26 protein-coding genes and 2 pseudogenes are annotated in these 24,177 nt (G+C 63.6%); 13 read left to right on the top strand and 15 right to left on the bottom strand.

The features are described from left to right. Positions 1-3: 3 nt before the first annotated feature. Positions 4-246 (bottom strand): hypothetical protein, encoded by a 243-nt coding sequence (locus tag AC1DYS_RS28600; RefSeq protein WP_477904934.1) that lies wholly within the window; start codon positions 244-246, stop codon positions 4-6. 399 nt (positions 247-645) lie between these two features. Between AC1DYS_RS28600 and AC1DYS_RS28595 the strand changes: the two genes are divergently transcribed. From AC1DYS_RS28595 to AC1DYS_RS28585, 3 genes are read left to right on the top strand one after another with little or no spacing between them, the layout of a single operon-like run. After that, positions 646-804, top strand: coding sequence for a DUF3309 family protein (locus AC1DYS_RS28595; protein WP_047483845.1), 159 nt, complete (start codon positions 646-648; stop codon positions 802-804). Positions 805-812: 8 nt separating this feature from the next. Then, positions 813-2,123 carry a PQQ-dependent sugar dehydrogenase gene (locus AC1DYS_RS28590; protein ID WP_477904933.1) on the top strand — a complete coding sequence of 437 codons (1,311 nt, stop codon included), beginning with the start codon at positions 813-815 and terminating at the stop codon, positions 2,121-2,123. Between the two features lie 3 nt (positions 2,124-2,126). Continuing rightward, the gene (locus tag AC1DYS_RS28585; RefSeq protein WP_477904932.1) at positions 2,127-3,524 is read left to right on the top strand and encodes a phospholipase D-like domain-containing protein; all 1,398 of its coding nucleotides are present in this window, start codon (positions 2,127-2,129) and stop codon (positions 3,522-3,524) included. 51 nt (positions 3,525-3,575) lie between these two features. Here the strand turns inward: AC1DYS_RS28585 and AC1DYS_RS28580 are convergent, their stop codons facing one another. The 5 genes from AC1DYS_RS28580 to AC1DYS_RS28560 all read right to left on the bottom strand — a co-directional run bounded on the left by AC1DYS_RS28580 (position 3,576) and on the right by AC1DYS_RS28560 (position 6,743). Next, complete coding sequence (locus AC1DYS_RS28580) at positions 3,576-4,235, bottom strand: hypothetical protein (protein ID WP_477904931.1); 660 nt, start codon at positions 4,233-4,235, stop codon at positions 3,576-3,578. Further along, positions 4,232-4,615, bottom strand: a complete 384-nt coding sequence (locus AC1DYS_RS28575; protein WP_477904930.1) for a hypothetical protein — start codon at positions 4,613-4,615, stop codon at positions 4,232-4,234. The genes AC1DYS_RS28580 and AC1DYS_RS28575 overlap by 4 nt, the downstream gene beginning before the upstream one ends. Before the next feature lie 23 nt (positions 4,616-4,638). After that, positions 4,639-5,016 carry a hypothetical protein gene (locus AC1DYS_RS28570; protein WP_477904929.1) on the bottom strand — a complete coding sequence of 126 codons (378 nt, stop codon included), beginning with the start codon at positions 5,014-5,016 and terminating at the stop codon, positions 4,639-4,641. Positions 5,017-5,043: 27 nt separating this feature from the next. Then, positions 5,044-5,208, bottom strand: coding sequence for a DUF1328 domain-containing protein (locus AC1DYS_RS28565; RefSeq protein ID WP_047483857.1), 165 nt, complete (start codon positions 5,206-5,208; stop codon positions 5,044-5,046). A 158-nt stretch (positions 5,209-5,366) separates the two neighbouring features. After that, positions 5,367-6,743, bottom strand: coding sequence for a CHASE3 domain-containing protein (locus AC1DYS_RS28560; protein ID WP_477904928.1), 1,377 nt, complete (start codon positions 6,741-6,743; stop codon positions 5,367-5,369). A gap of 60 nt (positions 6,744-6,803) precedes the next feature. Between AC1DYS_RS28560 and AC1DYS_RS28555 the strand changes: the two genes are divergently transcribed. After that, entirely contained in the window at positions 6,804-7,436 is a 633-nt protein-coding gene (locus AC1DYS_RS28555; protein ID WP_047483862.1) for a response regulator, read from the top strand. A gap of 25 nt (positions 7,437-7,461) precedes the next feature. Here AC1DYS_RS28555 and AC1DYS_RS28550 read toward each other — a convergent pair whose 3' ends face one another. Then, positions 7,462-7,863 (bottom strand): response regulator transcription factor, encoded by a 402-nt coding sequence (locus AC1DYS_RS28550; RefSeq protein ID WP_477904927.1) that lies wholly within the window; start codon positions 7,861-7,863, stop codon positions 7,462-7,464. A 491-nt stretch (positions 7,864-8,354) separates the two neighbouring features. Here AC1DYS_RS28550 and AC1DYS_RS28545 point away from each other — a divergent pair, with 491 nt between their 5' ends. Further along, positions 8,355-8,906 carry a hypothetical protein gene (locus tag AC1DYS_RS28545; protein WP_477904926.1) on the top strand — a complete coding sequence of 184 codons (552 nt, stop codon included), beginning with the start codon at positions 8,355-8,357 and terminating at the stop codon, positions 8,904-8,906. An 84-nt stretch (positions 8,907-8,990) separates the two neighbouring features. On the opposite strand, the gene AC1DYS_RS28540 is transcribed toward AC1DYS_RS28545, so the two are convergent. After that, the gene (locus tag AC1DYS_RS28540; RefSeq protein WP_477904925.1) at positions 8,991-9,272 is read right to left on the bottom strand and encodes a hypothetical protein; all 282 of its coding nucleotides are present in this window, start codon (positions 9,270-9,272) and stop codon (positions 8,991-8,993) included. 230 nt (positions 9,273-9,502) lie between these two features. Between AC1DYS_RS28540 and AC1DYS_RS28535 the strand changes: the two genes are divergently transcribed. Together AC1DYS_RS28535 and AC1DYS_RS28530 are read left to right on the top strand one after the other, a co-directional pair. Then, positions 9,503-9,688, top strand: a complete 186-nt coding sequence (locus tag AC1DYS_RS28535) for a hypothetical protein (RefSeq protein WP_477904924.1) — start codon at positions 9,503-9,505, stop codon at positions 9,686-9,688. 19 nt (positions 9,689-9,707) lie between these two features. Next, entirely contained in the window at positions 9,708-10,340 is a 633-nt protein-coding gene (locus AC1DYS_RS28530) for a YbhB/YbcL family Raf kinase inhibitor-like protein (RefSeq protein ID WP_477904923.1), read from the top strand. 36 nt (positions 10,341-10,376) lie between these two features. Here AC1DYS_RS28530 and AC1DYS_RS28525 read toward each other — a convergent pair whose 3' ends face one another. From AC1DYS_RS28525 to AC1DYS_RS28515, 3 genes are read right to left on the bottom strand one after another with little or no spacing between them, the layout of a single operon-like run. Beyond that, complete coding sequence (locus tag AC1DYS_RS28525) at positions 10,377-10,952, bottom strand: DUF4337 domain-containing protein (protein WP_477904922.1); 576 nt, start codon at positions 10,950-10,952, stop codon at positions 10,377-10,379. Between the two features lie 10 nt (positions 10,953-10,962). Next, positions 10,963-11,469: a dihydrofolate reductase gene (locus AC1DYS_RS28520; protein WP_477904921.1), complete on the bottom strand. Its 507-nt coding sequence runs from the start codon at positions 11,467-11,469 to the stop codon at positions 10,963-10,965. 41 nt (positions 11,470-11,510) lie between these two features. After that, positions 11,511-12,185, bottom strand: a complete 675-nt coding sequence (locus AC1DYS_RS28515; protein WP_477904920.1) for a GntR family transcriptional regulator — start codon at positions 12,183-12,185, stop codon at positions 11,511-11,513. 217 nt (positions 12,186-12,402) lie between these two features. On the opposite strand from AC1DYS_RS28515, the gene scpA reads away from it, so the two are divergent. The 6 genes from scpA to AC1DYS_RS28485 all read left to right on the top strand — a co-directional run bounded on the left by scpA (position 12,403) and on the right by AC1DYS_RS28485 (position 21,200). After that, positions 12,403-14,562, top strand: coding sequence for a methylmalonyl-CoA mutase (gene scpA / locus AC1DYS_RS28510; protein WP_477904919.1), 2,160 nt, complete (start codon positions 12,403-12,405; stop codon positions 14,560-14,562). Between the two features lie 15 nt (positions 14,563-14,577). Continuing rightward, a complete protein-coding gene (meaB, locus tag AC1DYS_RS28505; protein ID WP_477904918.1) occupies positions 14,578-15,558 on the top strand; it encodes a methylmalonyl Co-A mutase-associated GTPase MeaB in 981 nt (326 codons plus the stop codon). A gap of 26 nt (positions 15,559-15,584) precedes the next feature. After that, complete coding sequence (locus AC1DYS_RS28500) at positions 15,585-17,117, top strand: acyl-CoA carboxylase subunit beta (RefSeq protein WP_477904917.1); 1,533 nt, start codon at positions 15,585-15,587, stop codon at positions 17,115-17,117. A 210-nt stretch (positions 17,118-17,327) separates the two neighbouring features. Beyond that, positions 17,328-19,328 carry an acetyl-CoA carboxylase biotin carboxylase subunit gene (gene accC / locus AC1DYS_RS28495; protein ID WP_477904916.1) on the top strand — a complete coding sequence of 667 codons (2,001 nt, stop codon included), beginning with the start codon at positions 17,328-17,330 and terminating at the stop codon, positions 19,326-19,328. Between the two features lie 3 nt (positions 19,329-19,331). Beyond that, positions 19,332-19,799: a VOC family protein gene (locus tag AC1DYS_RS28490; protein WP_477904915.1), complete on the top strand. Its 468-nt coding sequence runs from the start codon at positions 19,332-19,334 to the stop codon at positions 19,797-19,799. A 345-nt stretch (positions 19,800-20,144) separates the two neighbouring features. Then, on the top strand, positions 20,145-21,200 hold the full coding sequence (locus AC1DYS_RS28485) for a hypothetical protein (RefSeq protein WP_477905007.1): 1,056 nt from the start codon (positions 20,145-20,147) through the stop codon (positions 21,198-21,200). 141 nt (positions 21,201-21,341) lie between these two features. Here AC1DYS_RS28485 and AC1DYS_RS28480 read toward each other — a convergent pair. From AC1DYS_RS28480 to AC1DYS_RS28465, 4 genes and pseudogenes are all read right to left on the bottom strand, one after another. Continuing rightward, positions 21,342-21,554, bottom strand: a pseudogene (locus tag AC1DYS_RS28480) (hypothetical protein); the annotation flags it as partial. Between the two features lie 169 nt (positions 21,555-21,723). Further along, on the bottom strand, positions 21,724-22,029 hold the full coding sequence (locus tag AC1DYS_RS28475; RefSeq protein WP_477904914.1) for a DUF1330 domain-containing protein: 306 nt from the start codon (positions 22,027-22,029) through the stop codon (positions 21,724-21,726). 43 nt (positions 22,030-22,072) lie between these two features. Beyond that, positions 22,073-22,345: pseudogene (gene thyA / locus AC1DYS_RS28470) on the bottom strand (thymidylate synthase); the annotation flags it as partial. Positions 22,346-22,620: 275 nt separating this feature from the next. Continuing rightward, positions 22,621-22,860 carry a helix-turn-helix domain-containing protein gene (locus AC1DYS_RS28465; RefSeq protein ID WP_477904913.1) on the bottom strand — a complete coding sequence of 80 codons (240 nt, stop codon included), beginning with the start codon at positions 22,858-22,860 and terminating at the stop codon, positions 22,621-22,623. Positions 22,861-24,177: the final 1,317 nt, after the last annotated feature.

The raw sequence follows: 24,177 nt of genomic DNA, 5'->3' as shown, positions 1-24,177 counted from the left end.
CACCTACAACACCAAAGAGGTCACACCGATCACGAGAGCCGCCACCACCAGCGTCGTCACGACGCGTGCCGCGAGAAAGCCGTTGACTCTTTCTGCTGCGCATTGAACTGCGAACCAGCGGCCTTGAGACTCCTTGCAGAGATCGAGATGTTCACCGAGAGCCGAAAGCTCCATCGGCGAGGTGTCCGCGGTGTCGCCAAACGATGCGGTGCTCCAGAACGGGTTTGCGGCGGTTTTGCGGTTCATGGTGGAGCTCCGGCTGAAGGCGTTGACGATGCCTGCGGCGCCGCGCGCGCTCACCGGTGAGGCCGTGGGTCTGCGGTGGAGAGCGTGATGTCTGTGCCGCGCTGCAGGGAAAACCGATGCTCGCCGGTTGGCGTGCCGCAGTACATCGGACACCCGCTGCATTCCCTGTGGGACATGCCCTACGGCAAAAGACATACCGCACTGCTTTAAGGGCATGGTTGAGGCCACGGCGCTTAAGACCACGCTTGAGACAACGTGGAAGCAACGGGTCGTGTAGGCGCCGGCCCACAGCGCAAACCGTTGAGCGCTGATGGCATGCGAGGGCGACCGCGGGGACCATGCGGCTCGACTGAGTCAGCTCAGCTTACCTCTTACCTATAACCATCAAGGAGACATCCCATGGGCCTCGGAACAATTCTGTTGATCGTTCTCATCCTTCTGCTGATCGGCGCCATTCCGAGTTGGCCGCACAGCCGCAGCTGGGGTTATGGGCCCAGCGGTGGCCTGGGTCTCGTCGTCGTGGTCGTGCTAATCCTCGTGTTGATGGGACGGATCTGACGATGCGCATGGCAGCATGGGCCGTGCTGTTGAGCGCGACAGCAATTGCACTCGGTGGCTGCGGCGACACGGCCACCGTGCCGCTCAACGCGGGAATCGGGCCGCGGCCCACGCTGCCTGAACCTCACAAGTCCCTCATCCCGACGCTCAACATCGCGCCGGCCGATGCCTGGCCTGCCGGCACCTCGCCGCAGCCTGCGCCGGGCACGCGCGTGGCGGCGTTCGCACGTGATCTCGACCACCCGCGCTGGCTCTACACCTTGCCCAATGGCGACGTGCTGGTGGCCGAGACCAATGCGCCGCCCAAGCCAGAAGATGGCAAGGGCATCAAGGGCTGGGTGATGGGCAAGGTCATGAAGCGCGCCGGCGCCGCGGTCCCGTCGGCCAACCGCATCACGCTGTTGCGCGACACGAACAACGATGGCGTGGCCGATGAGCGCAGCGTGTTGCTGTCCGGCCTGAACTCGCCTTTCGGCATGGCGCTGGTCGGCAACACGCTTTACGTGGCCGACACCGATGCGGTGATGAAGTTTCCCTTCAACGTCGGCGATACGCGCATCACGGCGGCCGGCTCGGTGCTCGTCGAACTGCCCGGGGGGCCGATCAACCACCACTGGACCAAGAACCTGATTGCCAACACCGATGGCAGCAAGCTCTACGTGACCACCGGCTCCAACAGCAACGTCGGCGAACGCGGCATGCCGGCAGAAGAGGGGCGTGCTGCCATCTGGGAAGTGGACACGCGAACCGGCGCCCACCGCATCTTCGCGTCGGGCCTGCGAAACCCGAACGGCATGGCCTGGGAGCCGGTCACCGGCGCGCTTTGGACGGTGGTGAACGAGCGCGACGAGATCGGCAGCGACCTCGTGCCCGACTACATGACCTCGGTGAAAGACGGCGCCTTCTACGGCTGGCCCTACAGCTATTACGGCCAGCACGTCGACGAGCGCGTGAAGCCGCAGAACCCGGAGCTGGTGGCCAGAGCCATCCCGCCCGATTACGCGCTGGGTCCGCACACCGCATCGCTCGGCCTCACCACATCGGCCGGAGCCAGCCTGCCCGCGCCGTTCACGCATGGCATGTTCATCGGCCAGCACGGCTCGTGGAACCGCAAGCCCCACAGCGGCTACAAGGTGATCTACGTGCCCTTCGACAACGGCAAGCCCGCGGGTGCGCCCGTGGATGTATTGACGGGATTTCTCTCTGAAGATGGCAAGGCCCGCGGGCGGCCCGTTGGCGTGGCGCTCGACAAGCAGGGCGCTTTGCTGGTGGCCGACGACGTTGGCAATGTGGTGTGGCGCGTCAGCGCGCAGCCCTGACGTATGTCACCGGCCCATCCACGTTCTGCCATCAGTCTCGCCTCGGCCCTTCTCGTTGCCGCAACGCTCGGCTGCAGCAGCCTGCCCGTCATCCAGCCCGACCTGGTCGTGCCGGCGAAGGGCGCGCCGGTTCAAGTGGTGGGGTCCCGCGGGCCGCTGTCTGCGGACCAGAGCAAGGCCATCCTCGAGCGGCTGAAGAGCAGCAAGCAGGACACCGGCATTTTCGACCGCCATCTGGCGCTCGAAGAAGCCATCGTCGGCAGCCCCTTGACCGTCGGCAACGAAGTCACGCTGCTGCAGGACGGGCCGGCCACCTACCGGGCGATGTACGCGGCGATCGAAGCGGCGCGTGACCACATCAACATGGAGACCTACATCCTCGAGGATGACGAGGTGGGCCAGCGCTTTGCGCAGATTCTGATCGACAAGCAGGCCAAGGGCGTGCAGGTCAACCTGATACGCGACAGCGTCGGCACGCTGCGCACGCCATCGGCCTTCTTCAAGCGGCTCAGCGATGCCGGCATCAAGATCGTCGAGTTCAACCCGGTCAACCCGATTCACGCGAAGAAGGGCTGGGAGCTGAACCAGCGCGATCACCGCAAGCTGCTCGTCGTCGACGGGCGCGTTGCCTTTCTCGGTGGCATCAACATCAGCAGCGTGTATTCCAGCGGCTCGCTCAGCCGCGGCTCCAAGGAGCGCGAGGATGGCGGCCTGGCGTGGCGCGACACCGACCTGCAGCTGCGCGGCCCGGTTGTCGCCGAATTCCAGAAACTCTTCATCTCCACCTGGGAGAAGCAGAAGGGGCCGCCGCTCGCTGCAAAAAACTACTTCCCGCCGCCCGAGCGCGTTGGCAAGCAGGTGGTGCGCGCCATCGGCAGCACGCCCGACGAGCCTTACAGCCTGATCTACGCGACGCTGCTCTCGGCCATCGGCAATGCCGAGACGACGGTGCATTTGACGAACGCCTATTTCGCTCCCGACCCGCAACTGCTGACCGCCCTCGAGGCGGCGGCGGCACGCGGTGTCGACGTGAAACTGATCCTGCCCAGCGAGACGGATTCGTGGGTGGTCTTCCACGCCGGGCGGCGCCAGTACGAGCGGCTGCTGAAGGCGGGCGTGAAGATCTACGAACGGCGCAGCGCCATCCTGCATTCCAAGACGGCACTGATCGACGGCGTGTGGGCGACGGTCGGGTCCACCAACCTCGATTGGCGCAGCTTCCTCCACAACGACGAGCTGAATGCCGTGGTGCTGGGCCCCGAGTTCGGCAAGCAGGTGCAGGCCATGTTCGATAAAGACCTGGCCGAATCCGACGTGGTCACGCTGGAAAAGTGGGAACGCCGTGCGCTCAGTATGCGGCTGAAGGAAGTGCTGTCGGGGATCTGGGAGTACTGGCTCTGACCGGAGGCGGTCGATGCCCAGGGCGTTGGCGCCGGTTTGGCGCCAACCAGTTCAATGCGCGGGACTGGTGACGGTGGACGTGTCCGGGCGCTGATCGGGCCGCTGAGCCGCAGCCGGTTGCACCGTTGATGCGGCGGCTGGCTGTCTTTCCGGCGACGGCTGGGCTTCGGCGGACCGCTGAGCCGCGGTTGGCTGCGGCGATGCCGTAGCGGCTGCTTCTGGGGCGGCGGCTTGCTCAGAGGCGTGGCGCGGGTTCGGGCGGGTGAACGTGGCGAAGGCCGACATCCATGATTCCGTCGGCACGTTGGCAACCAGCCGTGAGACGAGATGCGGCACCAGCCCGGCAAAGATGGCCGGCTTGAGCAAACCGCGCCATGGGCGCATCCAGGCGAGCAGCCCGCCAACCACCACCGCTCCCACGACCAAGGCGATCGGGTTGCGCTGAATGATCGGGCGTAGAAAAGTCTTGGACGCGTCGGCCGCCACCAGGCTGGCCACGCGCATCGGGTGCTGGTTCCACCAGCTCTGCACCGCCTCGACAACCACCGCGATGCCGGGAATGCCCTTGAGGGCGTTCAGCCAAGCAGGCGGTTCATCGGAACCTTGCTGGTCCGGGCTCTGGGGATCAGGGCGCATCGACTCGCGCAGCCGTTGTCGCGAGATGGCCAGGCGCTCCAGCGCCGTAGGCTGCGAGTCGTTGTCGGTGCTCATGGTGAACTCACTTCACGCAGCATGGCCACATCGGCCTTCACCTGCATGCGCACGGTTTCAAACGGGTTGGCCTTCGCATCGGCCCGGGCGGCCACCATGCACGCGATGGAACCGGCGAGCGGCACCAGCGGTACGAGGATCAGCGCCCAGGGTGCGCGCATGTTTTCCGTCGGGACGACGGCCCACAACATGATCGCCACACCGCCGAGCACGACACCCACGCCGAGGAGGCAAAGCGCCAAGGCACCCAGCGCGGCGCGGCGCTTCCATTGCGCCGAAGCCGAGCCGAGTTCTTCGCCGAGCAGGTCGGCATAAGCCACCGCATGTTCGGCGAGCAGATGCGGCTGCGTTGCAATCAGGTGAAGCAGCGGGTGCATCATGATCTCGCCGAGAGGTTACGGAGTCAGACGCGGTCGCGCGAGCGGCTGAACAGGCTGTAGAGCGCCATCACCGCAGCGCCGGTGGCGGCAGCGATCAGGACGGCCTTGATCGGGTCGTTCTTGATGTAGCCGGCGGTGACGTCGGTGGCCTGGACGGCCTTGGTGCGGATCTGCTGCGAACGGTCGCGCATGGCTTCCATGCTGCGCTGCGCCAAAGCGCTGGCCTGCTCGCTCACCCGGTTCAGGACAGGAGCAACACGCTGGTGGGTATCCACGAGCGAGTCGGACAGGCTGTCCAGCGTTTCGTTAGCGACTCGCTGCGTGGCGCGGATGGCTTGGTCGGCCTTCAGTGCGGCTTGGTCTGCGAGTGCGTTGTGTTCGACTAACTTGTTGGGGTTCATGGTGGTTGCTCCGGTGGGTGAGTGGCTTCAGCCTCTGCGGATGAGGCCGAACAAGAAGCTGGCAACTGCCAGCACGGCGAACACGATGAAGAGAATCTTGGCGATGCCGACAGCGCCGGCGGCGATGCCACCGAAGCCGAACAGCGCGGCGATCAGGGCGATGATGAAGAAAACAACAGCGTAATGCAGCATGTCTGGCTCCTTGATGAAGTTGTCTGAGTTTCGCAGACTGTCTGCTGCGATGGGATGAAGTGTCGTTGCGCTTCTTTTCAGTAGCGATAGGTCACACAGCCAAGGCCCTGTCGGGGGAGCGAGCGAGCCCGCGTAGGACGGCGCCGACAGGCGGAGCGCTATTTGCTGTGACTCGTCTCGTACGCGGCTTCGGGGGTCGGTTGCGGCAGGGAAACTTCGATCAGCGTGCCCTCGCCGGGCCTGGACTGCAAGTGCATCGTGCCACCTTCGGCTTCAACGCGGTAGCGCATGCCGACCAGGCCGTAGGCCGAGCGCGGTTTCAAGCTGGCGTCGAAGCCCACGCCATCGTCGCGAACCGAGATCTTCACCTTGCCGTCGTGCGGCTTGAGCCCAATCCACACCTGCTTGGCGCTCGCGTACTTGGTGATGTTGGTGAGGGCCTCCTGCACCAGGCGGTAGATCACCAGCTCGGCATTGGCTTCGAGCTTGACCGGCTCGAAGTCGCAATGCACCTTCACGCCCGAGGTCGCCGCGTACTCGCGCGCCAGGATCTCGAGCGTGGCCACCAGGCCCAGGTTGCTCAACGTCGACGGACGCAGGTCTTCGATGATGCGCCGGCCGAGCGCGATGCTGCTGTTGAGCGTGCCGACCAGGTGGGTCAGGCGCTCCAGCGCCTCGGGCGCCGTTCCGACCAGGCGCGAACGAATGCGCGCCGCGTCGAGCTTGGCCGAGGTGAGCAGCGCGCCCAACTCGTCGTGCAGGTTGCGCGCCAGACGGTGGCGTTCGTCTTCGCGCGCGGTCTGCAGGTGATCGGTCAACTCGGTGAGCTGGGTGGTGCGCTCGCTCACCTCGAGCTCCAGCCGGTCGCGTTCGGCTTGCACCAGCCGCTGCTGCTCTTCACGCTGCCGCTCAAGCGCCGAGGTCTGCCGCAGGTAGAGGAACAGGGCAAACAAGCCCAGCACGCTCAGCAGGACCACGCCCACGCGGCTCAGCTGCAACGTGCGGTTCAGGTCGTCCCGGCCCGCCGAGACGTTCGAGGTTTCCTGGGCCACCAGCTCGGCGGTGAGATCGCGCACGGCCTCCATCTTTTCCTTGCCGATGTCGCTCAGCATCAGCTGGGTTGCAGCGTCGTCCTTGCCTTCATCGTGCAGGCGCATCGTCTCGGACAGCTCGGACAGTTTGGCGTCGATCAGGGTGTGCAACTTGGCCAGCACCGCCGCAGAATGAGGGTCCTTGCCGTAGTACCGGTCGAGGGAGCTGAACGACTCGGTGATGCGCTTGAGCGCCTTGTCGTAGGGCTGGAGGTACTCCCGGCGGTTCGTCAGCAGATACCCCCGCTGGCCGGTCTCCGCATCGACGATGCTTTGCGCCAAAATCTGGATGTCTGTGCGGGCGGCGCTGATCTCGGCCAGTTTGCTGAGGGTGGCGACCGAGCGCCAGTAGGTCGCTTCGCTGATGACCACGATCGCGACCACCGCAGCACAGGCAAGTGGAAAGACAATCGGGTTTCGCTTGATTAGGTGGAAAATGCTCATGCTCCGGATTGGTCCGATAACATGGGATCATGCGATGAATTGCATTGTTTGAGGCACACCATGATTCGAATTGCCATCGTTGATGATCACGCCATGATTCGCGCAGGATTGCGGCAGTTCTTTGCGGACCAGCCCGATCTGACGGTTGTGGCGGAGGCCTCCAATGGGCGCGATGCCCTTGACATCGTGCGCGGCGGGGAGGTCGACGTCATTGTTCTCGACATCTCCATGCCCGACCAGAGCGGCGTTGACGCGCTGGCCGGCATCAAGGCCCGTGCGCCCGACTTGCCGGTGCTCATCCTGAGCGGCTTCCCGGAGGAGCACTACGCCACCACGCTGTTGCGCCAGGGGGCGAGTGGCTACCTCAACAAGGACTGCGACCCCGAAGAGATCGTCAAGGCGATCCGCACGGTGGCCCGCGGCCGCAAGTACATCACCGCCGGCGTGGCCGAGCGGCTGGCCGATGGCCTGGGCGGTGGCGGCGACAAACCGCTTCACGAGCAGCTCTCCGAGCGCGAACTCCAGGTCTTCCTGCGTTTGGCCAAGGGCGAAACCATCAGCCACATGGCCGACAGCATGTCGCTCAGCGTGAAGACGGTCAGCACGTACCGGACGCGGGTGATGGAAAAGATGAAGCTCGAATCCAACAGCGACCTCACCTACTACGCGCTGAAGAACGGCCTCATCCAGTAAGGGTTGCCGGGCGCCATCGGCGTGCTCAGCTGAGCATGCCGTGGCCGGTTTCGCCGGTCGCGAGGCGCCCGCAGTACTGGATCAGCGCATCGATCTCGTTGGATTTGTCGAACACCTTGTCGGCGCCCAACTCCAGGCACTTCGTGCGAATGTCGGGCGTGGCGTAGTTGCTCAGCACGACCAGGTTGTGCTTTTGCGGCAGCTTGCTCGCGACCTTCAGCACGCCCAGGCCTGACCCGCCTTTGAGGAAGATGTCGACGATCACGAGATCGACATCGGTACCCGGCCGCGACAGCCATTGCACGGCGCTGCTTTCGTCTTCGGCGGTGCCCACTACCTCGATCGGCACCAGCTCTTCGAGCGTGGCGATGAGATTTTCCCGGATGACCTGACTGTCTTCGACGATGTAGGTCCTGAGCGGCTGCATGAACAACGTTTCCTTCGTTGGGCTCAAGAGCCCGAAGCTTCGGCGTCGCCCAGTTGCCTCTTGATCGAGGCCATTGCGGTGAATGATCGACTACAGATCGGCACTGGAACGTGCAGCGGAGTGTCGCTGCAAATCAGTGCCGCCGCCATCTGTGGGACGCCCGACGCGTTGTCAGAAGAAGCCTACAAGCGGCCTTCCATTTTGCCCTGCTGAAAACTCAAGCGCGTAGGCGTTGCACTACAGCCGGTGGCGGCACCGTCCGCTGGGCGCGTTGGTTCGTGCTTTGGATACTGCCGACGCACTGACGCTGGTGCCACGTTCTCCGCAAGTGCAGGCGCATCACGCCACACGAAGCAGGCAAGCGATGACACACCGGCCCGACTTTCAACCCAATTCGAAAGGAGGCTTGCACATGAACACGCTGGGTGGGGCGCACGCCTTGCCTTTTTTCATCTAGCCACTGATTGGCTTCACGACTCAAAGGACAACACATGAACAAGACCATCACCCTCAAGACCTCGCTTTTCGTTGCTGCCATGCTGGCACTCCCCATGGCTCAGGCTGCCACCATGGCAAAGGCCGATTACAAGGCCAACAAGGAGCGCATCAGCGCCGAGTACAAGGCCGACAAGGCCGCGTGCGACTCGCTGTCCGGCAACGCCAAGGACGTGTGCGTCCAGGAAGCCAAGGGCAAGGAGAAGGTCGCCAAGGCCGAGCTCGAGTACAGCTACACCGGCAAGGCCAAGGACCAGACCAAGGTGCAGAAGGCCAAGGCCGAATCCACCTACGACATCGCCAAGGAAAAGTGCGATGACCAGGGGGGCAACAACAAGGACGTCTGCGTCAAGGAAGCCAAGGCCGCGAAGGACAAGGCCCTGGCCGATGCCAAGATGGTCAAGCAAGTAGGCGATGCGAAGTCGGATGCCGTCGACGAGAAGCGTGACGCCGACTACAAGGTCGCCGCAGAGAAGTGCGATGCACTGGCTGGCGATGCCAAGAGCAGCTGTGTGGCTGCGGCCAAGGCCAAGTACGGCAAGTCCTGATCTGACTCGGCTTAAGTGTTGACATGAAAACGGCCTGCGAAAGCAGGCCGTTTTTCTTGGTGGCGCAGGGCCTGGGCGAGGTGCTCAGTTGGCCGCCTCCATCGGAGCCAGGCTGTCGCTCATCTGCGCGCAGACATTGCTGCCGATGGCGGTGAGGCGCAGCGAGCCGCCGTGCCATTCGAGCCAACCCAGCGCCACATAGTTGTCGATGTAGCTTTCATCGATCTGATGGGCGCGACGCTGGTTCAGCAGGTCGACGGTCGACAGCAGGGCGCTGCGCAGGACTTCGTGGCGGCCGCCGCTTCGCATGGCGCGGCGCGCGCTGAGTTCGTGGGCCGAGTGACTGGCGGACGAGAGGTGTGACATGGGTGACTCCGGTGACGAAAATTTGAAGCCTTCATGGTTGCGAAACACAAAGACCTTGTGTGTAGGAGTTCAAGCCATGGCGCAGTAGGCGGCGCGCTTTTTCATTGCGGCGTCGGACGCGCCGCGGAGCGTGTAGGCCTGTGCCGACTCGCGCGTGCGCCCTCGGCTTCTTCCTCTGTCGCCACGTGCTGGCTATCGTGGGGGCATCGTCCATCCCCAAGGAGCTTTCCATGTTGCGCAAATTCATCCTGCTGGCCATCACCTCCGGTCTCGCGAAGAAGGGCTATCAGCTGTACAAGGCGCGCCACGCGGGCAGCATGCCGACGCCTCGCCATGTCACGAATCGCCGCGAGCGGATCGCGCTGAGTGCCGTCCCGGTGCAGCGCGGCGTGCCTACCGCTGGCGATGCCGGCTGACTCTCGTCGAGGTCACACCATGCTGGAGAAACTGCCCGATGTCCTCGGCCACGTCTTGCGCGAGCAGCGGGCCGGCCTGGAGAAGATCGCATTCAACCAGATCGATCCCAACGCCGGCACCGGCACGCTGAAGGTGACGAGCCTGGCGTTTGCCGACCACGCACCGATCCCGGCCGAATACACCGCCGATGGCTCGGGCATGTCGCCGCCGCTGCAATGGAGCGGCGTGCCGCTAGGCACGGCTTCGGTGGTGCTGATCGTGGAAGACGCCGACGCGCCGACGCCGCAGCCCCTGGTCCACGCGATCGCGGTCGACCTTGAAGCGGCCGACGGCGCGCTCGCGAGCGGGGCGCTGCAAAGCCCCGATCACGACGGAACGGCGGATGTGAACGCTGGGCGCAATTCGTACCTGCGCGCAGCCTGGCTGCCGCCCGATCCGCCGCCTGGCCACGGCACGCACCGCTACGTGTTCCAGATCTTCGCGCTGGGCCCCGGCGAGGCCTTCGCCGAAGCGCCGGGCCGTGCGGCGGTGGTCGATGCGTTGCGGGAACGCACGCTCGCCAGCGGCTACCTCATCGGCACTTATCAGCGGCCCGATGGGTCCATTCGGGCCGGTGAAGCAGCAACCGTGGCACCGTTGGAGGTCGCCTGACGGCGGTGCTTGCCGACCTGAGCGATCTCAGCGATCTCAGTAGTGGAACCAGGCGGCAGCGCCGAGCGCCATGCCCACGGCGCTGACGCCGAACACCGCGTACTCAAGCCAGCGCTTGCGGGTCAGCAAGGCGATGGCCGCCATCGCAATGGCGATCTGAAGCGCGGTGGTTGCCTGGGCCCAGCGGTGATGCTGGTGCATCTGCTCATCGCTCTTCTTGTCCCACTCGGTCGATTCCTTGTCGAGCTTCTGCGCCTCAGTCATCACCTCGGCCTTCTCGGTCTTGTAGCGCTTGACCTCGTCCTGGTAGAACGATTTGCGCGCCTCGGGCGCCAGCTCGACGGCCAGCTCGCTGAGGTTCTGCTTGCCGCTCTTCGCCTGGTAGTAATTCCACTGGTTCGAGGCCTCGGTCTTCTTGATGGCCGCGGTGTTCTTGTACAGGCCGGCGTTGGCCTGCGTGGCGCCGCCCATGTAGGCAAACATGGCGCCCACCGTTGCGAGAATCGCGGTGATCACTGCGAGCTGGCCGGCCATGCCGGCGGGCTCGTGCTGAGCGGCGTGCTCCAGCGCGTGGTCGTGCGGGCCGTGAACGTGAAATCCACCTTCGGACATGGTGTTCTCCTCAGTCTTTTCGTTGGTAAGTGACGAAGGCGTAGTCGAAGTCGTTCGGCTCGCCCGCGTGGTGTGACTCTCTTTGGACCTCTTTGAACTGCGCACGCTCCCATGAAGGGAAGCTCACGTCGCCGGTGAAGTCGCGGTCGATTTCGGTGAGCACGAGTTCATCGACCAGTGGCAACGCCGCGGCATACAGCTCGGCTCCGCCGATCACGAAGACCTTGTGTGCGTCAGCCGCCAGCGCAAGCGCCTGTGCCATCGAGCCGGCGACCCGCGCGCCAGTCGCCTGCCATTGCGCGGTGCGGGTCACGACGATGTTGGTTCGCCCGGGCAGCGGGCGAAAACGATCGGGCAGCGAGTCCCAGGTCTTGCGGCCCATGATGACCGGGCAGCCCAGCGTCACGCGCCTGAAGTGTTGCAGGTCTTCGGGCAGGTGCCAGAGCAGATGGTTGTCGTGTCCGATCACCCCGTTGCGTGAGACGGCGGCGACCAGGCTGAGCGTGGGGCGGTTCATCGGCGAGATTGTGGCAGCGCCGTATGACGCGCCGGCAACCGTCACGACAAGGTGGCAGCCTCTCGGCCGTGGTCGATGTGCTGCTGCATCAGCTTTTGCACCTTGGCCGCGTTGCGCGCCATGAGGGCGGCCATGATCTGGCGGTGCTCGGCGAGTGAGGCTTCGAGCCGGCCTTGCTTGAACAGCGAGTGGTGGCGGTTGAGCTTCATCACCTTGCGCAGGTCGTTCACCAGCTGCAGTCGCCAGCGGTTGTCGGCAATCTGCAGCAGGCGGATGTGGAACTGCTCGTTGGCGCGGAAGAAGGCGTCGCGGTCATTGACCGTGCTTTCCAAGTGCTCGTGCAGTGCTTGCAGCTCTGCCAGCTCGGCGTCGGTGGCGCTTGTGGCCACGGTAGTGGCTGCGTCGCTCTCCAGCAGGGCGAGCAGGTGGAAGACCTCGGCCAGGTCGCGCTCCGAGACCTCGGTGACGTAGGCACCACGGCGCAACTTCATCGTGACCAGGCCTTCGGCGGCCAGCACCTTGAGCGCCTCGCGCAGGGGCGTGCGGCTGATGCCGTACTCGGTGGCCAGGGCCTGCTCGTCGATCCAGCTTCCCGGGGCGAGGGTGTGCGCGAGGATGCGGCCGCGCAGCCGCTCGGCCACCTGCTCGTACAGCGCGCTTTCACGAAGGCGCGGTGACGCGCTCGCGAGCGATGAAGCGAGAGTGGGGCCGGTCATTGGGCGTTGCGCTTGCTGAAAGTGCAGCTGATGTACATAATTCAATTTTGAATTATGGGCGAAGGCGCAAGCGGCGTCCAGTCAAGTTCCAGCGCATTTCCTCAGGCGCGTGGCGCTGGGTCGGCGTTGATTGGTGGGGCCATGGCCAGTGGCCGACCCCGCCATTGACATCGTCGTCCCGGATCGCGCACCCTGATTGCCCCAAAGAAAACACCTCATGTCCAACGACGCCAAGCTCACCCCCGAAGCCCTTGCTGCCTGGCAGAAGGCCGCTGCCAAGTCCGCGCCCGGCGGGCGGGTGGATGCGCTGAACTGGGTGACGCCCGAAGGCATCGTCGTCAAGCCGCTCTACACCGCGGCCGATGTGCAGAGCCTGCCGTACGCCGACACGCTGCCCGGCTTTGCGCCGTTCGTGCGCGGCCCGCAGGCCACGATGTACGCGGTGCGACCCTGGACCATCCGCCAGTACGCGGGCTTCTCTACCGCCGAAGCGTCGAACGAGTTCTATCGCAATGCGCTGGCGGCTGGCGGGCAGGGCGTGAGCGTGGCCTTCGACCTGGCCACTCACCGCGGCTACGACAGCGACCACCCGCGTGTGACCGGCGACGTCGGCAAGGCGGGCGTGGCGATCGACAGCGTCGAGGACATGAAGATACTGTTCAACGGCATCCCGCTCGACAAGGTGTCGGTGTCGATGACGATGAACGGCGCCGTGCTGCCGGTGCTAGCCGGCTATGTGGTCGCGGCCGAAGAGCAGGGCGTGGCGCAAGACCAGTTGAGCGGGACCATCCAGAACGACATCCTCAAGGAGTTCATGGTCCGCAACACCTACATCTTTCCGCCCGAGCCGAGCATGCGCGCCGTCGGCGACATCATCGAATACACGGCGAAGAAGATGCCGAAGTTCAACTCGATCTCGATCTCGGGTTATCACATGCAGGAGGCCGGTGCCAACCAGGCGCTGGAGCTCGCCTTCACGCTGGCCGACGGCAAGGAGTACGTGAAGACGGCGTTGGCCAAGGGACTCGACGTCGACGAGTTCGCCGGGCGGCTCTCGTTCTTCTGGGCCATCGGCATGAACTTCTACCTCGAGGTGGCCAAGATGCGCGCGGCGCGGCTGCTGTGGTGGAAGATCATGAACGAGTTCAAGCCGAAGAACGCCAAGAGCCTGATGCTGCGCACGCACTGCCAGACCTCCGGCTGGAGCCTCACCGAGCAAGACCCGTACAACAACGTCGTGCGCACCACCATCGAGGCCATGGCTGCCGTGTTCGGCGGCACGCAAAGCCTGCACACCAACGCGCTCGACGAAGCCATCGCGCTGCCCAGTGAGTTCAGCTCGCGCATCGCGCGCAACACGCAGCTCATCATCCAGGAAGAGACGCACATCACCCATGTGGTCGACCCCTGGGCCGGCAGCTACATGATGGAGAAGCTCACGCAGGACATGGCCGACGCGGCCTGGACCATCATCGAAGAAGTCGACGCGATGGGCGGCATGACGAAGGCCGTGCAGAGCGGCTGGGCCAAGCTCAAGATCGAGGCGAGTGCCGCCGAGAAGCAGGCTCGCATCGACTCCGGCAAGGACGTGATCGTCGGCGTCAACAAGTACAAGCTCGCGAAGGAAGATCCGATCGAGACGCTCGACATCGACAACCATGCCGTGCGCGACAACCAGGTGAAGCGGCTGAAGCAGGTGCGCGCGACACGCGACGCCCAAGCGGTGCAGGCCGCGCTTGACGCGCTGACGCAATGTGCCGAGAGTCGCGAAGGCAATCTGCTCGACCTCTCCATCCAGGCCATGCGCGTGCGTGCCACGGTGGGCGAGGTCAGCGATGCACTCGAAAAAGTCTGGGGGCGCCACCGCGCCGATACGCAAAAGGTGACCGGTGTGTACGCAGCTGCTTACGACAGTGCCGAGGGTTGGGAAAAGCTCCAAACCGAGATCGCCGCCTTCGCCGACGAGCAAGGCCGCCGCCCGCGCGTGATGATCGCGAAGCTCGGCCAGGACGGCCACGACCGCGGCGCCAAGGTTGTGGCCAGCGCTTTCGCCGACCTCGGCTTCGACGTCGACATGGGCCCGCTGTTCCAGACCGCCGAAGAATGCGCGCGCCAGGCCATCGAAAACGACGTGCATGCCGTGGGCGTGAGCACGCTGGCAGCCGGCCACAAGACACTGGTGCCGGCCATCGTGCAGGCACTCAAGGCGCAGGGCGCCGACGACATCATCGTCTTCGTCGGCGGCGTGATCCCACGGCAGGACTACGACTTCCTCTACGAAGCCGGCGTGAAGGGCATCTACGGGCCCGGCACTCCCATCCCGGCCAGTGCGAAGGACGTGCTCGAGCAGATCAGGGCCAACCTGGCCAAGGCCTGATCGTTCGTGGATCGCGTGTTCACCGACCAAGAGCTGCTGACGGGCGTGCGCTGCGGCAACCGCCGCATGCTGGCCAAGGCCATCACGCTGTTCGAATCGACCCGCGCCGACCACCGCGAGCAGGCGGACGGGTTGCTCAATGCGCTTCTGCCCGAGACCGGCAAGGCGCTGCGCCTCGGCATCTCGGGCGTGCCCGGTGTGGGCAAGTCGACCTTCATCGAAGCGCTCGGCCTGATGCTGATCGAGCGCGGTCACCGCGTGGCGGTGCTGACCATCGACCCTTCGTCCAGCGTATCCGGTGGCTCCATCCTCGGCGACAAGACGCGCATGGAACAGCTGTCCACGCACGAGGCCGCATACATCCGCCCCAGCCCTTCGTCCGGCACGTTGGGTGGCGTGGCCGAGAAGACCCGCGAGGCGATGCTGGTGTTCGAGGCGGCCGGCTACAGCGTGGTGATCGTCGAGACTGTCGGCGTCGGCCAGAGCGAGATCGCGGTGGCGAGCATGACCGACATGTTCGTGCTGATGCAGCTGCCCAATGCCGGCGACGATCTACAGGCCATCAAGCGGGGCGTGATGGAGCTGGCCGACCTGGTGCTGATCAACAAGGCCGATCTCGACGCGAACGCCGCGGCGCGGGCCGAAGCGCAGATCACCGGTGCCCTGCGGCTGCTGGGCGAGCACCCATCCGACGACCGCTGGAGCGCCCGCGTGCTGCAGCTCAGCGCCCTCAAGTCGCAGGGCATCGACGTGTTCTGGCAGAACGTCGAGCGCTTCGTTCAGTTGCGCCGCACGAGCGGCGAGTTCGACACCCGCCGCCAGCAGCAAGGCATGGCGTGGATGTGGGACATCATTCAATCGACCTTGCAGACGGACTTTCGCCGCCACCCCGCGGTGCGAGAAGCGCTGCCCGACATCGTGCGCAGCGTCAACGACGCGCGCATTGCACCTTCATCGGCAGCGCGTACGCTGCTCAAGCTCTTCACCCGGTCGTAGACCAAGACAACAAACTGCGAGCAGCCATGCACGACATCATTGAACAACTCGAAGCCAAGCGCGCGCTGGCGCGGCTCGGCGGCGGCGAGAAACGCATCGCCGCGCAACACGGCAGGGGGAAGCTCACCGCGCGCGAGCGGCTCGAGCTGCTGCTCGACGAAGGCACCTTCGAAGAGTGGGACATGTTCGTCGAGCACCGTTGCCACGACTTCGGCATGGACGACAACAAGATCCCCGGCGACGGCGTCGTCACCGGCTACGGCATGATCAACGGCCGCCTGGTGTTCGTCTACAGCCAGGACTTCACCGTCTTTGGCGGCGCGCTCAGCGAAGCGCACGCCGAGAAGATCTGCAAGGTGATGGACCAGGCGATGAAGGTCGGCGCACCGGTGATCGGCCTCAACGATTCGGGCGGCGCGCGCATCCAGGAAGGCGTGGCCTCGCTCGGCGGTTATGCCGAAGTCTTCCAGCGCAACGTGATGGCCTCGGGCGTGGTGCCGCAGATCAGCATGATCATGGGCCCGTGCGCCGGCGGCGCCGTCTACTCGCCGGCAATGACCGACTTCATCTTCATGGTGAAGGACAGCAGCTACATGTTCGTCACCGGTCCCGAGGTGGTGAAGACCGTCACGCATGAGGAGGTGACGTCCGAAGAACTCGGCGGCGCCAGCACGCACACCACCAAGAGCGGCGTGGCCGACCTCGCGTTCGAGAACGACGTGGAGGCCCTGCTGATGCTGCGCCGCCTCTACAACTACCTGCCGCTCAACAACCGCGAGAAGGCACCGGTGCGCTTGAGCAACGACCCGGCCGACCGCATCGACATGTCGCTCGACACGCTGGTGCCCGACAACCCGAACAAGCCCTACGACATCAAGGAGCTGATCGTGAAGACCGCCGACGACGGCGAGTTCTTCGAACTGCAGCCCGAGTACGCGAAGAACATCGTGATCGGCTTCTGCCGCATGGAAGGGCAGACGGTGGGCATCGTGGCCAACCAGCCGCTGGTGCTGGCGGGTTGCCTGGACATCAAGAGCAGCACCAAGGCCGCACGCTTCGTGCGCTTCTGCGATGCGTTCAACATCCCGGTCGTCACCTACGTCGACGTGCCGGGCTTCATGCCGGGCACCTCGCAGGAGTACGGCGGCATCATCAAGCACGGTGCCAAGCTGCTGTACGCCTACGCCGAATGCACRGTGCCCAAGATCACGGTCATTACACGCAAGGCCTACGGTGGGGCGTACGACGTGATGAGCTCCAAGCACTTGCGCGGTGACGTCAACTTCGCCTGGCCGAATGCTGAGATTGCCGTGATGGGCGCGAAGGGCGCGGTGGAGATCATCTTCCGCGAAGAGAAGAGCGACCCGGCCAAGCTGGCTGCGCGCGAGGCCGAGTACAAGGCCAAGTTCGCCAACCCTTTCGTGGCGAGTGCCCGCGGTTTCGTCGACGACGTGATCCAGCCCCATGAGACGCGCAAGCGCATCTGCCGATCCTTGGTAATGCTGCGCAACAAGAAGGTAGAGAACCCGTGGAGAAAACACGGGAACATTCCTCTGTGATGTTGGCCCCCCAGTCGCTTCGCTGCCGCCTTGCAGGCCGCGTTGGGCCAGCGGCCCAACTCCTCGCCAGGCATGAATGGTCCACTGGACCTTTCATGTCCAGGCTCTGCCCCCAAGGGGCGCCGCCTGGTGGACCGGCAAAGCCGGCTCCACGGGCGTTGCTTGACGTGGGCCTTGCTTCGCCGGCCCGACTACCTATCGGTGTACGACATGTTTGAAAAAATCCTGATTGCCAACCGCGGCGAAATCGCCTGCCGCGTCATCAAGACAGCCAAGAAGATGGGTATCAAGACCGTCGCTGTCTACTCCGATGCCGACCGCGATGCGCGCCACGTGGAGCTGGCCGACGAGTCGGTGCACATCGGCGCGCCGCCATCGCGTGAGTCGTACCTCGTGATGGACAAGATCATCGCGGCTTGCAAGCAGACGGGCGCGCAAGCGGTGCACCCGGGCTATGGCTTCCTCAGTGAGAACGAAGAGTTCGCGCGGCGGGTCGAAGAAGAGGGCATCGTCTTCATCGGGCCGAAGCACGCGTCCATCGCCGCGATGGGCGACAAGATCGCGTCGAAGAAGCTGGCGGCCGAGGCCAAGGTGAGCACGATCCCTGGGCACAACGCGGCCATCGGGACGGCGGCGCAGGCGGTCGAGATTGCCAAGGGCGTGGGTTACCCGGTGATGATCAAGGCCAGTGCGGGGGGCGGCGGCAAGGGCTTGCGCGTGGCCTTCAACGACAAGGAAACCTTCGAGGGCTTCACCGCGTGCCAGAACGAGGCGCGCAACAGCTTCGGTGATGACCGTGTGTTCATCGAGAAGTTCGTCGAGGAGCCGCGCCACATCGAGATCCAGGTGCTGGGCGATGCGCACGGCAACACGGTGTATTTGTGGGAGCGCGAGTGCTCCATCCAGCGCCGTCACCAGAAGGTGATCGAGGAAGCGCCGAGCCCCTTCCTCGACGACAAGACGCGCAAGGCGATGGGCGAGCAGGCGGTAGCGCTGGCGAAGGCGGTGAACTACCAGTCGGCCGGCACCGTGGAGTTCGTCGTCGGCAAGGACAAGAGCTTCTACTTTCTCGAGATGAACACGCGTCTGCAAGTGGAGCACCCGGTGACCGAAGGCATCACCGGGCTCGATCTGGTGGAGCTGATGATCCGCGTGGCGGCCGGCGAGGAGCTGCCGTTCAAACAGAACGAGATCAAGCGCGAAGGCTGGGCGATGGAGTGCCGCATCAATGCGGAAGACCCGTTCCGCAACTTCCTGCCGTCGACCGGGCGCCTGGTGAAGTACGCACCGCCACCTGAGGTGGACGGCGTGCGTGTGGACACCGGTGTGTATGAGGGCGGCGAGATCCCGATGTACTACGACTCGATGATCGCCAAGCTCGTCGTGCACGGTAAGGATAGGCTGGACGCCATCACCAAGATGCGCGGGGCGCTCAACGCGTTCGCGATCCGTGGCATCAGCTCCAACATCCCGTTCCAGTCGGCACTGCTCGCGCACCCGAAGTTCGTGGCCGGTGACTTCAACACCGGCTTCATCGCCGAGCACTACAGCAAGGGATTTTCGGCCGAGCATGTGCCGCACGACGACCCGAAGTTCTTGCGCGCGCTGGCCGCCGTGGCCAACCGCAAGCACCAGGAGCGCGCCACGCGCATCAGCGGGCAGATGCCGGGGCACGAGTTTCAGGTGGGCACCGAGTTCGTGGTCGCCACCACGCTGGGCGCAGGCGAGTTCGAGCAATTGCCCGTCAGCGTCACACCGCAGGGGTCAGGCTACGACGTGGTGCTGAGCGACAAGGCTTACTGCATCGAGTTGCATTCGAACCTGCGCGACATCGTGATCCGCGGCACGGTCGATGGCGCGCCGTTCTGCGCCCAGATCGAGCGCGTGGGCCTGGCCTACCGCGTGTCGCACAACGGCACGCAGATCGAGGCCAAGGTGCTGCCACCGCGCATGGCTCAGCTCAACGAACTGATGCCCTTCAAGGCGCCGCCGGACCTCTCGAAGTTCCTGCTCTCGCCGATGCCGGGTTTGCTGGTCGATGTGACCGTGACGCCGGGCCAGAAGGTGCTTGCCGGCGAGAAGCTGGCCGTCATCGAGGCGATGAAGATGGAGAACATCCTGCTTGCCACGCAAGACGGCGTTGTCGCGGAGGTTTCCGCCGCAAAAGGCGAAAGCCTGTCCGTCGATCAAATCATCATCAGATTCGAGTGACACATGAGCACACGACCGTTCAAGGTTCTTGGCATCCAGCAAGTCGCCATCGGCGGCCCGAGCAAGGAGAGGCTGCGCACGCTGTGGGTCGACAAGCTCGGGCTTGAGGTCACCGGCAACTTCGTCAGCGAACGCGAGAACGTCGATGAAGACATCTGCGCGATGGGCAAGGGCGCTTTTAAGGTCGAAGTCGATTTGATGCAGCCGCTCGACCCCGACAAGAAACCTGCAGTGCACACGACGCCGCTCAACCACGTCGGCTTGTGGATCGACGACCTGCCCAAGGCGGTGGAGTGGCTGACAGCAAACGGCGTTCGCTTCGCGCCAGGCGGCATCCGCAAGGGCGCCGCGGGTTACGACATCTGCTTCGTGCACCCGAAGAGTAACGACGAGTTCCCGGTGGCGGGCGAGGGCGTGCTGATCGAGCTGGTGCAGGCACCGCCTGAGATCGTCGCGGCGCTCGGCGTCTGAGCGCCGGGCTGTTAATCCGTAGGTTCCTGGTTCGAGTCAAGGTCGAGGAGCCAAGAACGACGGGCCCTGCAGCGATGCAGGGCCCTTTTTCTTGGCTGCGGATATTTGGCACGTATTAGGTTTGCCGAATATCCAGTATCCCGACCGGGCTGCGTCGACGGCTGCGGCCGCGGGGTGGGCATGACTACGCTGTGCGTATCGATGCCGAGGCCACAACCCTGCTGCTTGCGACCACCGCTGTGCCTTGATACAGGACACCCCTCGCCAAGGCACGAGCAGGATCGAAGCCACTCCCCGGGCCACTTTCCCGTTAGTCCAGGCTATGCTCTGGAGAGGAGGCAACGGATGGAAAACAATATCGGCGCTGCGGTATTCGGGGCGGTGGCCACTTTGGCTGGCGTGTTCATCACCCATCTATTCGCCCAGCGGAGGTTTGAGCGGCAGCTCGTGTTTGACAAGGAGCAAAAGTCAATCGAACGCATGACAGAGCTGCGGACTGAGGTCTATCTCGACGCTGCTGCGCGAAGTGGACAAATGGGTGGATACATTGTTCGCGTGCAATCGCTGGTGTCCTCAAACCAGTTCCGGAACCACGACGAATATGATGCTTTCATGGAGTCACTCAACAAGCTGAGCGTCGTCGCAGAACCGGAGACTGCCTTTCAAGCGGGAGAGACGCTGAGCGCCTTTTCATCAGCATTTTCGACAGCCCTGACAGCATCTTTAAAGTTGGCTGTACTTGAGATGGATATCACCAAGGCAGCTGAACGCCATGCTACGGCCAAAGAAAACTGGGGAGTGGCTTTAGTCGAAATGACCATCGCATCCAACGCTGATGACATCACACGGACTCAGGCGGCAGTAGCCAAGCTACGCTCGACTCGCGACCTTCTGAGATCATATACATCCGTGCACCTTCAACTCACGACGGAACGTCGTGAACTCCTTCGCCAGTACCACGCGATGGTGTCTGATAAATTGCTCGCGACTCGTGAGCCTACTGTCGCGTTGCTCTCCAGGATACGAAAAGACCTAGGCCTGCCAACCCAAAACGCACGAATCCTCGAGCAACTTGAACGCCAGCACTCGGTCAACGTAGCGGAACTTGCGGTGTTAGCCAGAGCCGGCGACGAGCTAGTTGCGGCCCGGATGGCTCAATATGCCGCAGCCGAACTGGAGATCGACAAAAAGCTCGCCAACTTCACTGCGCTCAACGATGAGATCCTCAAGCTCCGCGATGAGGTCGTCAAGGTCGGCGCTGAGACTGAGGCCATCAAAGCTGAAGTGGCTGTGCGCAAAGCTGAGGCAGATGCTCTCGAAGCCGCAGTGGCTGCGCGCACGGCCGAGGCAGATGCACTCGAAGCCGAACTGGCTGCGCTCAAGGGAAAGGCGGTCCAATAGCCGGGGCTCGTCAGAACAACTCGTCTTGCGGGGGGGCAGTGGTACCGACTTGGGCGCACGCGCCAGTGGCGCCGGATACTCATCCAAAGCACCCTGCCACTGCCTGAAGTAGCCCTTCGCCTGGTCGACAGGTACGGAGAGCCAAGCGTAGTAGTCCTTGGGATCAAGGATGACCACCACGCGCTTCTCTTCGCCGGGTTTGTGGAATGGCTTCATGAACGGGTGATTGTCGGCGTTCACGGTGAGCATCGCGAAGCTGAAGAAGTCACCGCCGCCCGGCTTCTTCCAGCGTGCATACACGCCGGCAATGCCCATCGGCGCGCCACCGGCTGTTGGATCAGCCAAGGCGTTCATTGGGTCGGCTGAACTAGAGGTCTGCCACGTTTGAGCCTTCTCACAAGGGGCAGCGATGAGCGCCTCCCTTAACTAAGGCAGCCTTGTCCGGCTTCAACTGCGCCAGGGAGAGCTGGTGTATTGGTACCTACGAGGCGACGCTCGCATCGCACGCGCTCAGTTGAACGGCTCAGCCGGCAGGTGGCGCGTCGTAGCCTTCGATGATGATGAGGTCGGCGGTCGACGCCGGTTGGCGCAGCGGCAGCACGGCCTGGTACTCAGGCGACTTCCAGCAGTCCAGCGCGGCCTGGTAGCTCGGGAACTCGATCACCACATTGCGGCTGCGGCTGGTCCCTTCCATGGTCTCAAACTGGCCGGCGCGTACCAGGATGCGGGCGCCGAACTTGGCGAACGGTACGGCATTGGCGGCCACATACAACTTGTACTGCTCGGGGTCGGTGACCTCGATGCGCGCGATCCAGTAGCCTTTTGGCATGAGCTGTCCTTGTGATACGGCGGAGGCCCTTCAGCTTTTGCGGCTAGACAGCCACCGGTGCCTTGATCGCCTCGTGGTGCACGTAGTCCACCACCTCGAAGTCTTCGAGTTGGTAGTCGAAGATGGAATCCGGCCGGCGCTTGATGCGCAGCGTGGGGAACGGGTGCGGCTGGCGTGAGAGCTGCAGCTTCACCTGTTCGGTGTGGTTGCTGTAGATGTGGCAGTCGCCACCGGTCCAGATGAAGTCACCCACCTGAAGGTCGCATTGCTGCGCGAGCATGTGCGTGAGCAGTGCATAGCTGGCGATGTTGAAGGGTTTGGTCACATTCCCAGAAGCAAGCGATTCTGTCTGCATAGGAAGCTCAGCTGTACCTAGCCTGTTTGCTGGAGTTTAGGGGTTTCTACTTGTGGTGGCGTCGAGCGGTCAAGTCACGAACCCGAAGGGCTGTCCACAGGCTCCGTCCTGTGGGCAGGTGACTTGTCCGCTTGTGAACTGCGCGGGGAGGGGTCAAGTCATGCACCCGCAGGGCTGTCCACAGGCTTGTCCTGTGGGCAGATGGCTTGTCCCCGGTGGTGCCCACGGTCGCTCCCCTACGACTTACCGGTCCGTGTCGCCGATGCTTCAGCGAGGGCAAAAAGCTCACTAGCCGTTGTTTCGAGGGCGTCGGCCAAGGCGAACACGGAATCTATTGCTGCTGGGTGAACTCCGCGTTCGACAAACGAAATGAAGTTCACGTGGAGGCCAGTTCGCTCCGCGAGGTCTCTCTGCTTGAGTAGAAGTTCAAGCCGCCGTGCTTTCACTGCTTTGCCAAAGGCCTGTATCCGGTTCATTAAGCTTTCAGCTTGTCAATTGCTGAAAGTGTCCCGGGCGACCTTCTTTCTAGACACAATATACTGTGTGCGGCGCCAATTTCTTGCGTCAGAGGTTAGAGAAGAGCGGCTCGCCGAATGCTGCTGAGGATTTCAATGAAGACACCCCACATTTCGTCGTGCGCTGGTGCGTCCAATGAGTCGCTTTGGAGAGCCGCAGATGGCTTTCAAGGGGAGCGGCGATGCTTCCTCGTGGAGCAGCGGGTGGTGGTTGGAACGGCGGGACAGCAGTCTCTGCATTTCTATGTGGACTCATTCGGTGAGGCCCTTGCTACGTCGGATGTCTCGTGCGATTCAGGTTGGTCCCATGACGCCATCTATCTCCTTTCTAGGCATGAGGGAGGATGCACGCAGCGGTCAAAAGTGGTCTCGGCCGTCAATCTTCATCCGCATGGATTCCTCTGCCGCCTCGAAAACGGTCTAGATGTGCTCGCACCGTATGCTGACGAGTTCGGCACATTCGAATCGCTTCTAAGTGTGGGGCTGCCGGTCTATGGACCGGTTCAGCCGACCCCAGCTCGCGAGCGGCGCGCTTGACGCAGTGCGATTGCTCCGTATGTGGTTGCCGCCGCATTGACTGGCCCGTCAAAGCATCGAACGTCAGGGGGATTTCGTCTACGAGAGCCTCGGTGCTGAGCGAGTTGTCGAAAGGCTCAGCTACAGGCTCTCCGAATCAAGCTTGAGTCAGCGCGCCTACGAGAGCGTGAATTGAGGCCCAACTCGAGGCTTGCGGACCTGAAGTCCACAAGCCGGCAAGGTGCGGGCAGCTTGGCCTCCTCGCAWTTCTTSTCAGCGAAGAACGTACTTCTGTTTCAACATTTCGATGAGYGCMTTCRCRTCGTTCTGWGCGTCTTGTAAGGCYTCRTCYCTGGTGTCACGCCTGCGAATGCAAATGTGYTGGAKGCGTGAMGCCTTCAACCCTCGAAGCAGATTCACATAGCCTTCGAAGAACCCWTTTCCGCGGCGYRCRCCGATGAAAAGGGTGATGTCCGGAGAGACAAGGAAGGGTGTCAWAAGCATCTCCCATCAGCGAGGACGAATTTCGTCTGCTTGCTTATCTTGCCCCATGGCTTCACGAGTGACAAGACGGTCGAAGTACGGCATCTCTGGAGTCAGTTTTGTGGCGAAGAGCTCGCGGCAGCTAGCAGGCGAGTCGGCCGTCTAGCGTCCCCAGCAGCGCGAATGAGACAGTGCCAGGTACGCGCCATTCACGCGCTTGGCCTCCGCCAGGGCATGGATGCACTGCTCCTGGCTTAAGAGCATCATCCGGGCAGGGTG

It is taken from the genome of Rhizobacter sp. P2_G4 (assembly GCF_056403575.1).
The sequence above is the reverse complement of the archived record's forward strand: the minus strand, read 5'-3'. Positions and strand labels throughout refer to the sequence as shown.

Bases quoted from the DNA above. Each gene is read 5' to 3' on its own strand.
- AC1DYS_RS28545 (WP_477904926.1), top strand. From the start codon at position 8,355: ATGAACAAGACCATCACCCTCAAGACCTCGCTTTTCGTTGCTGCCATG.
- accC (WP_477904916.1), top strand. From the start codon at position 17,328: ATGTTTGAAAAAATCCTGATTGCCAACCGCGGCGAAATCGCCTGCCGC.
- AC1DYS_RS28490 (WP_477904915.1), top strand. From the start codon at position 19,332: ATGAGCACACGACCGTTCAAGGTTCTTGGCATCCAGCAAGTCGCCATC.
- AC1DYS_RS28555 (WP_047483862.1), top strand. From the start codon at position 6,804: ATGATTCGAATTGCCATCGTTGATGATCACGCCATGATTCGCGCAGGA.
- AC1DYS_RS28475 (WP_477904914.1), bottom strand. From the start codon at position 22,029: ATGCCAAAAGGCTACTGGATCGCGCGCATCGAGGTCACCGACCCCGAG.
- scpA (WP_477904919.1), top strand. From the start codon at position 12,403: ATGTCCAACGACGCCAAGCTCACCCCCGAAGCCCTTGCTGCCTGGCAG.
- AC1DYS_RS28565 (WP_047483857.1), bottom strand. From the start codon at position 5,208: ATGCTGCATTACGCTGTTGTTTTCTTCATCATCGCCCTGATCGCCGCG.
- AC1DYS_RS28535 (WP_477904924.1), top strand. From the start codon at position 9,503: ATGTTGCGCAAATTCATCCTGCTGGCCATCACCTCCGGTCTCGCGAAG.
- AC1DYS_RS28560 (WP_477904928.1), bottom strand. From the start codon at position 6,743: ATGAGCATTTTCCACCTAATCAAGCGAAACCCGATTGTCTTTCCACTT.
- AC1DYS_RS28590 (WP_477904933.1), top strand. From the start codon at position 813: ATGGCAGCATGGGCCGTGCTGTTGAGCGCGACAGCAATTGCACTCGGT.
- AC1DYS_RS28580 (WP_477904931.1), bottom strand. From the start codon at position 4,235: ATGAGCACCGACAACGACTCGCAGCCTACGGCGCTGGAGCGCCTGGCC.
- AC1DYS_RS28540 (WP_477904925.1), bottom strand. From the start codon at position 9,272: ATGTCACACCTCTCGTCCGCCAGTCACTCGGCCCACGAACTCAGCGCG.
- AC1DYS_RS28465 (WP_477904913.1), bottom strand. From the start codon at position 22,860: ATGAACCGGATACAGGCCTTTGGCAAAGCAGTGAAAGCACGGCGGCTT.
- AC1DYS_RS28600 (WP_477904934.1), bottom strand. From the start codon at position 246: ATGAACCGCAAAACCGCCGCAAACCCGTTCTGGAGCACCGCATCGTTT.
- AC1DYS_RS28595 (WP_047483845.1), top strand. From the start codon at position 646: ATGGGCCTCGGAACAATTCTGTTGATCGTTCTCATCCTTCTGCTGATC.
- AC1DYS_RS28515 (WP_477904920.1), bottom strand. From the start codon at position 12,185: ATGACCGGCCCCACTCTCGCTTCATCGCTCGCGAGCGCGTCACCGCGC.
- AC1DYS_RS28485 (WP_477905007.1), top strand. From the start codon at position 20,145: ATGGAAAACAATATCGGCGCTGCGGTATTCGGGGCGGTGGCCACTTTG.
- AC1DYS_RS28550 (WP_477904927.1), bottom strand. From the start codon at position 7,863: ATGCAGCCGCTCAGGACCTACATCGTCGAAGACAGTCAGGTCATCCGG.
- AC1DYS_RS28570 (WP_477904929.1), bottom strand. From the start codon at position 5,016: ATGAACCCCAACAAGTTAGTCGAACACAACGCACTCGCAGACCAAGCC.
- AC1DYS_RS28525 (WP_477904922.1), bottom strand. From the start codon at position 10,952: ATGTCCGAAGGTGGATTTCACGTTCACGGCCCGCACGACCACGCGCTG.
- AC1DYS_RS28575 (WP_477904930.1), bottom strand. From the start codon at position 4,615: ATGATGCACCCGCTGCTTCACCTGATTGCAACGCAGCCGCATCTGCTC.
- AC1DYS_RS28520 (WP_477904921.1), bottom strand. From the start codon at position 11,469: ATGAACCGCCCCACGCTCAGCCTGGTCGCCGCCGTCTCACGCAACGGG.
- AC1DYS_RS28585 (WP_477904932.1), top strand. From the start codon at position 2,127: ATGTCACCGGCCCATCCACGTTCTGCCATCAGTCTCGCCTCGGCCCTT.
- AC1DYS_RS28530 (WP_477904923.1), top strand. From the start codon at position 9,708: ATGCTGGAGAAACTGCCCGATGTCCTCGGCCACGTCTTGCGCGAGCAG.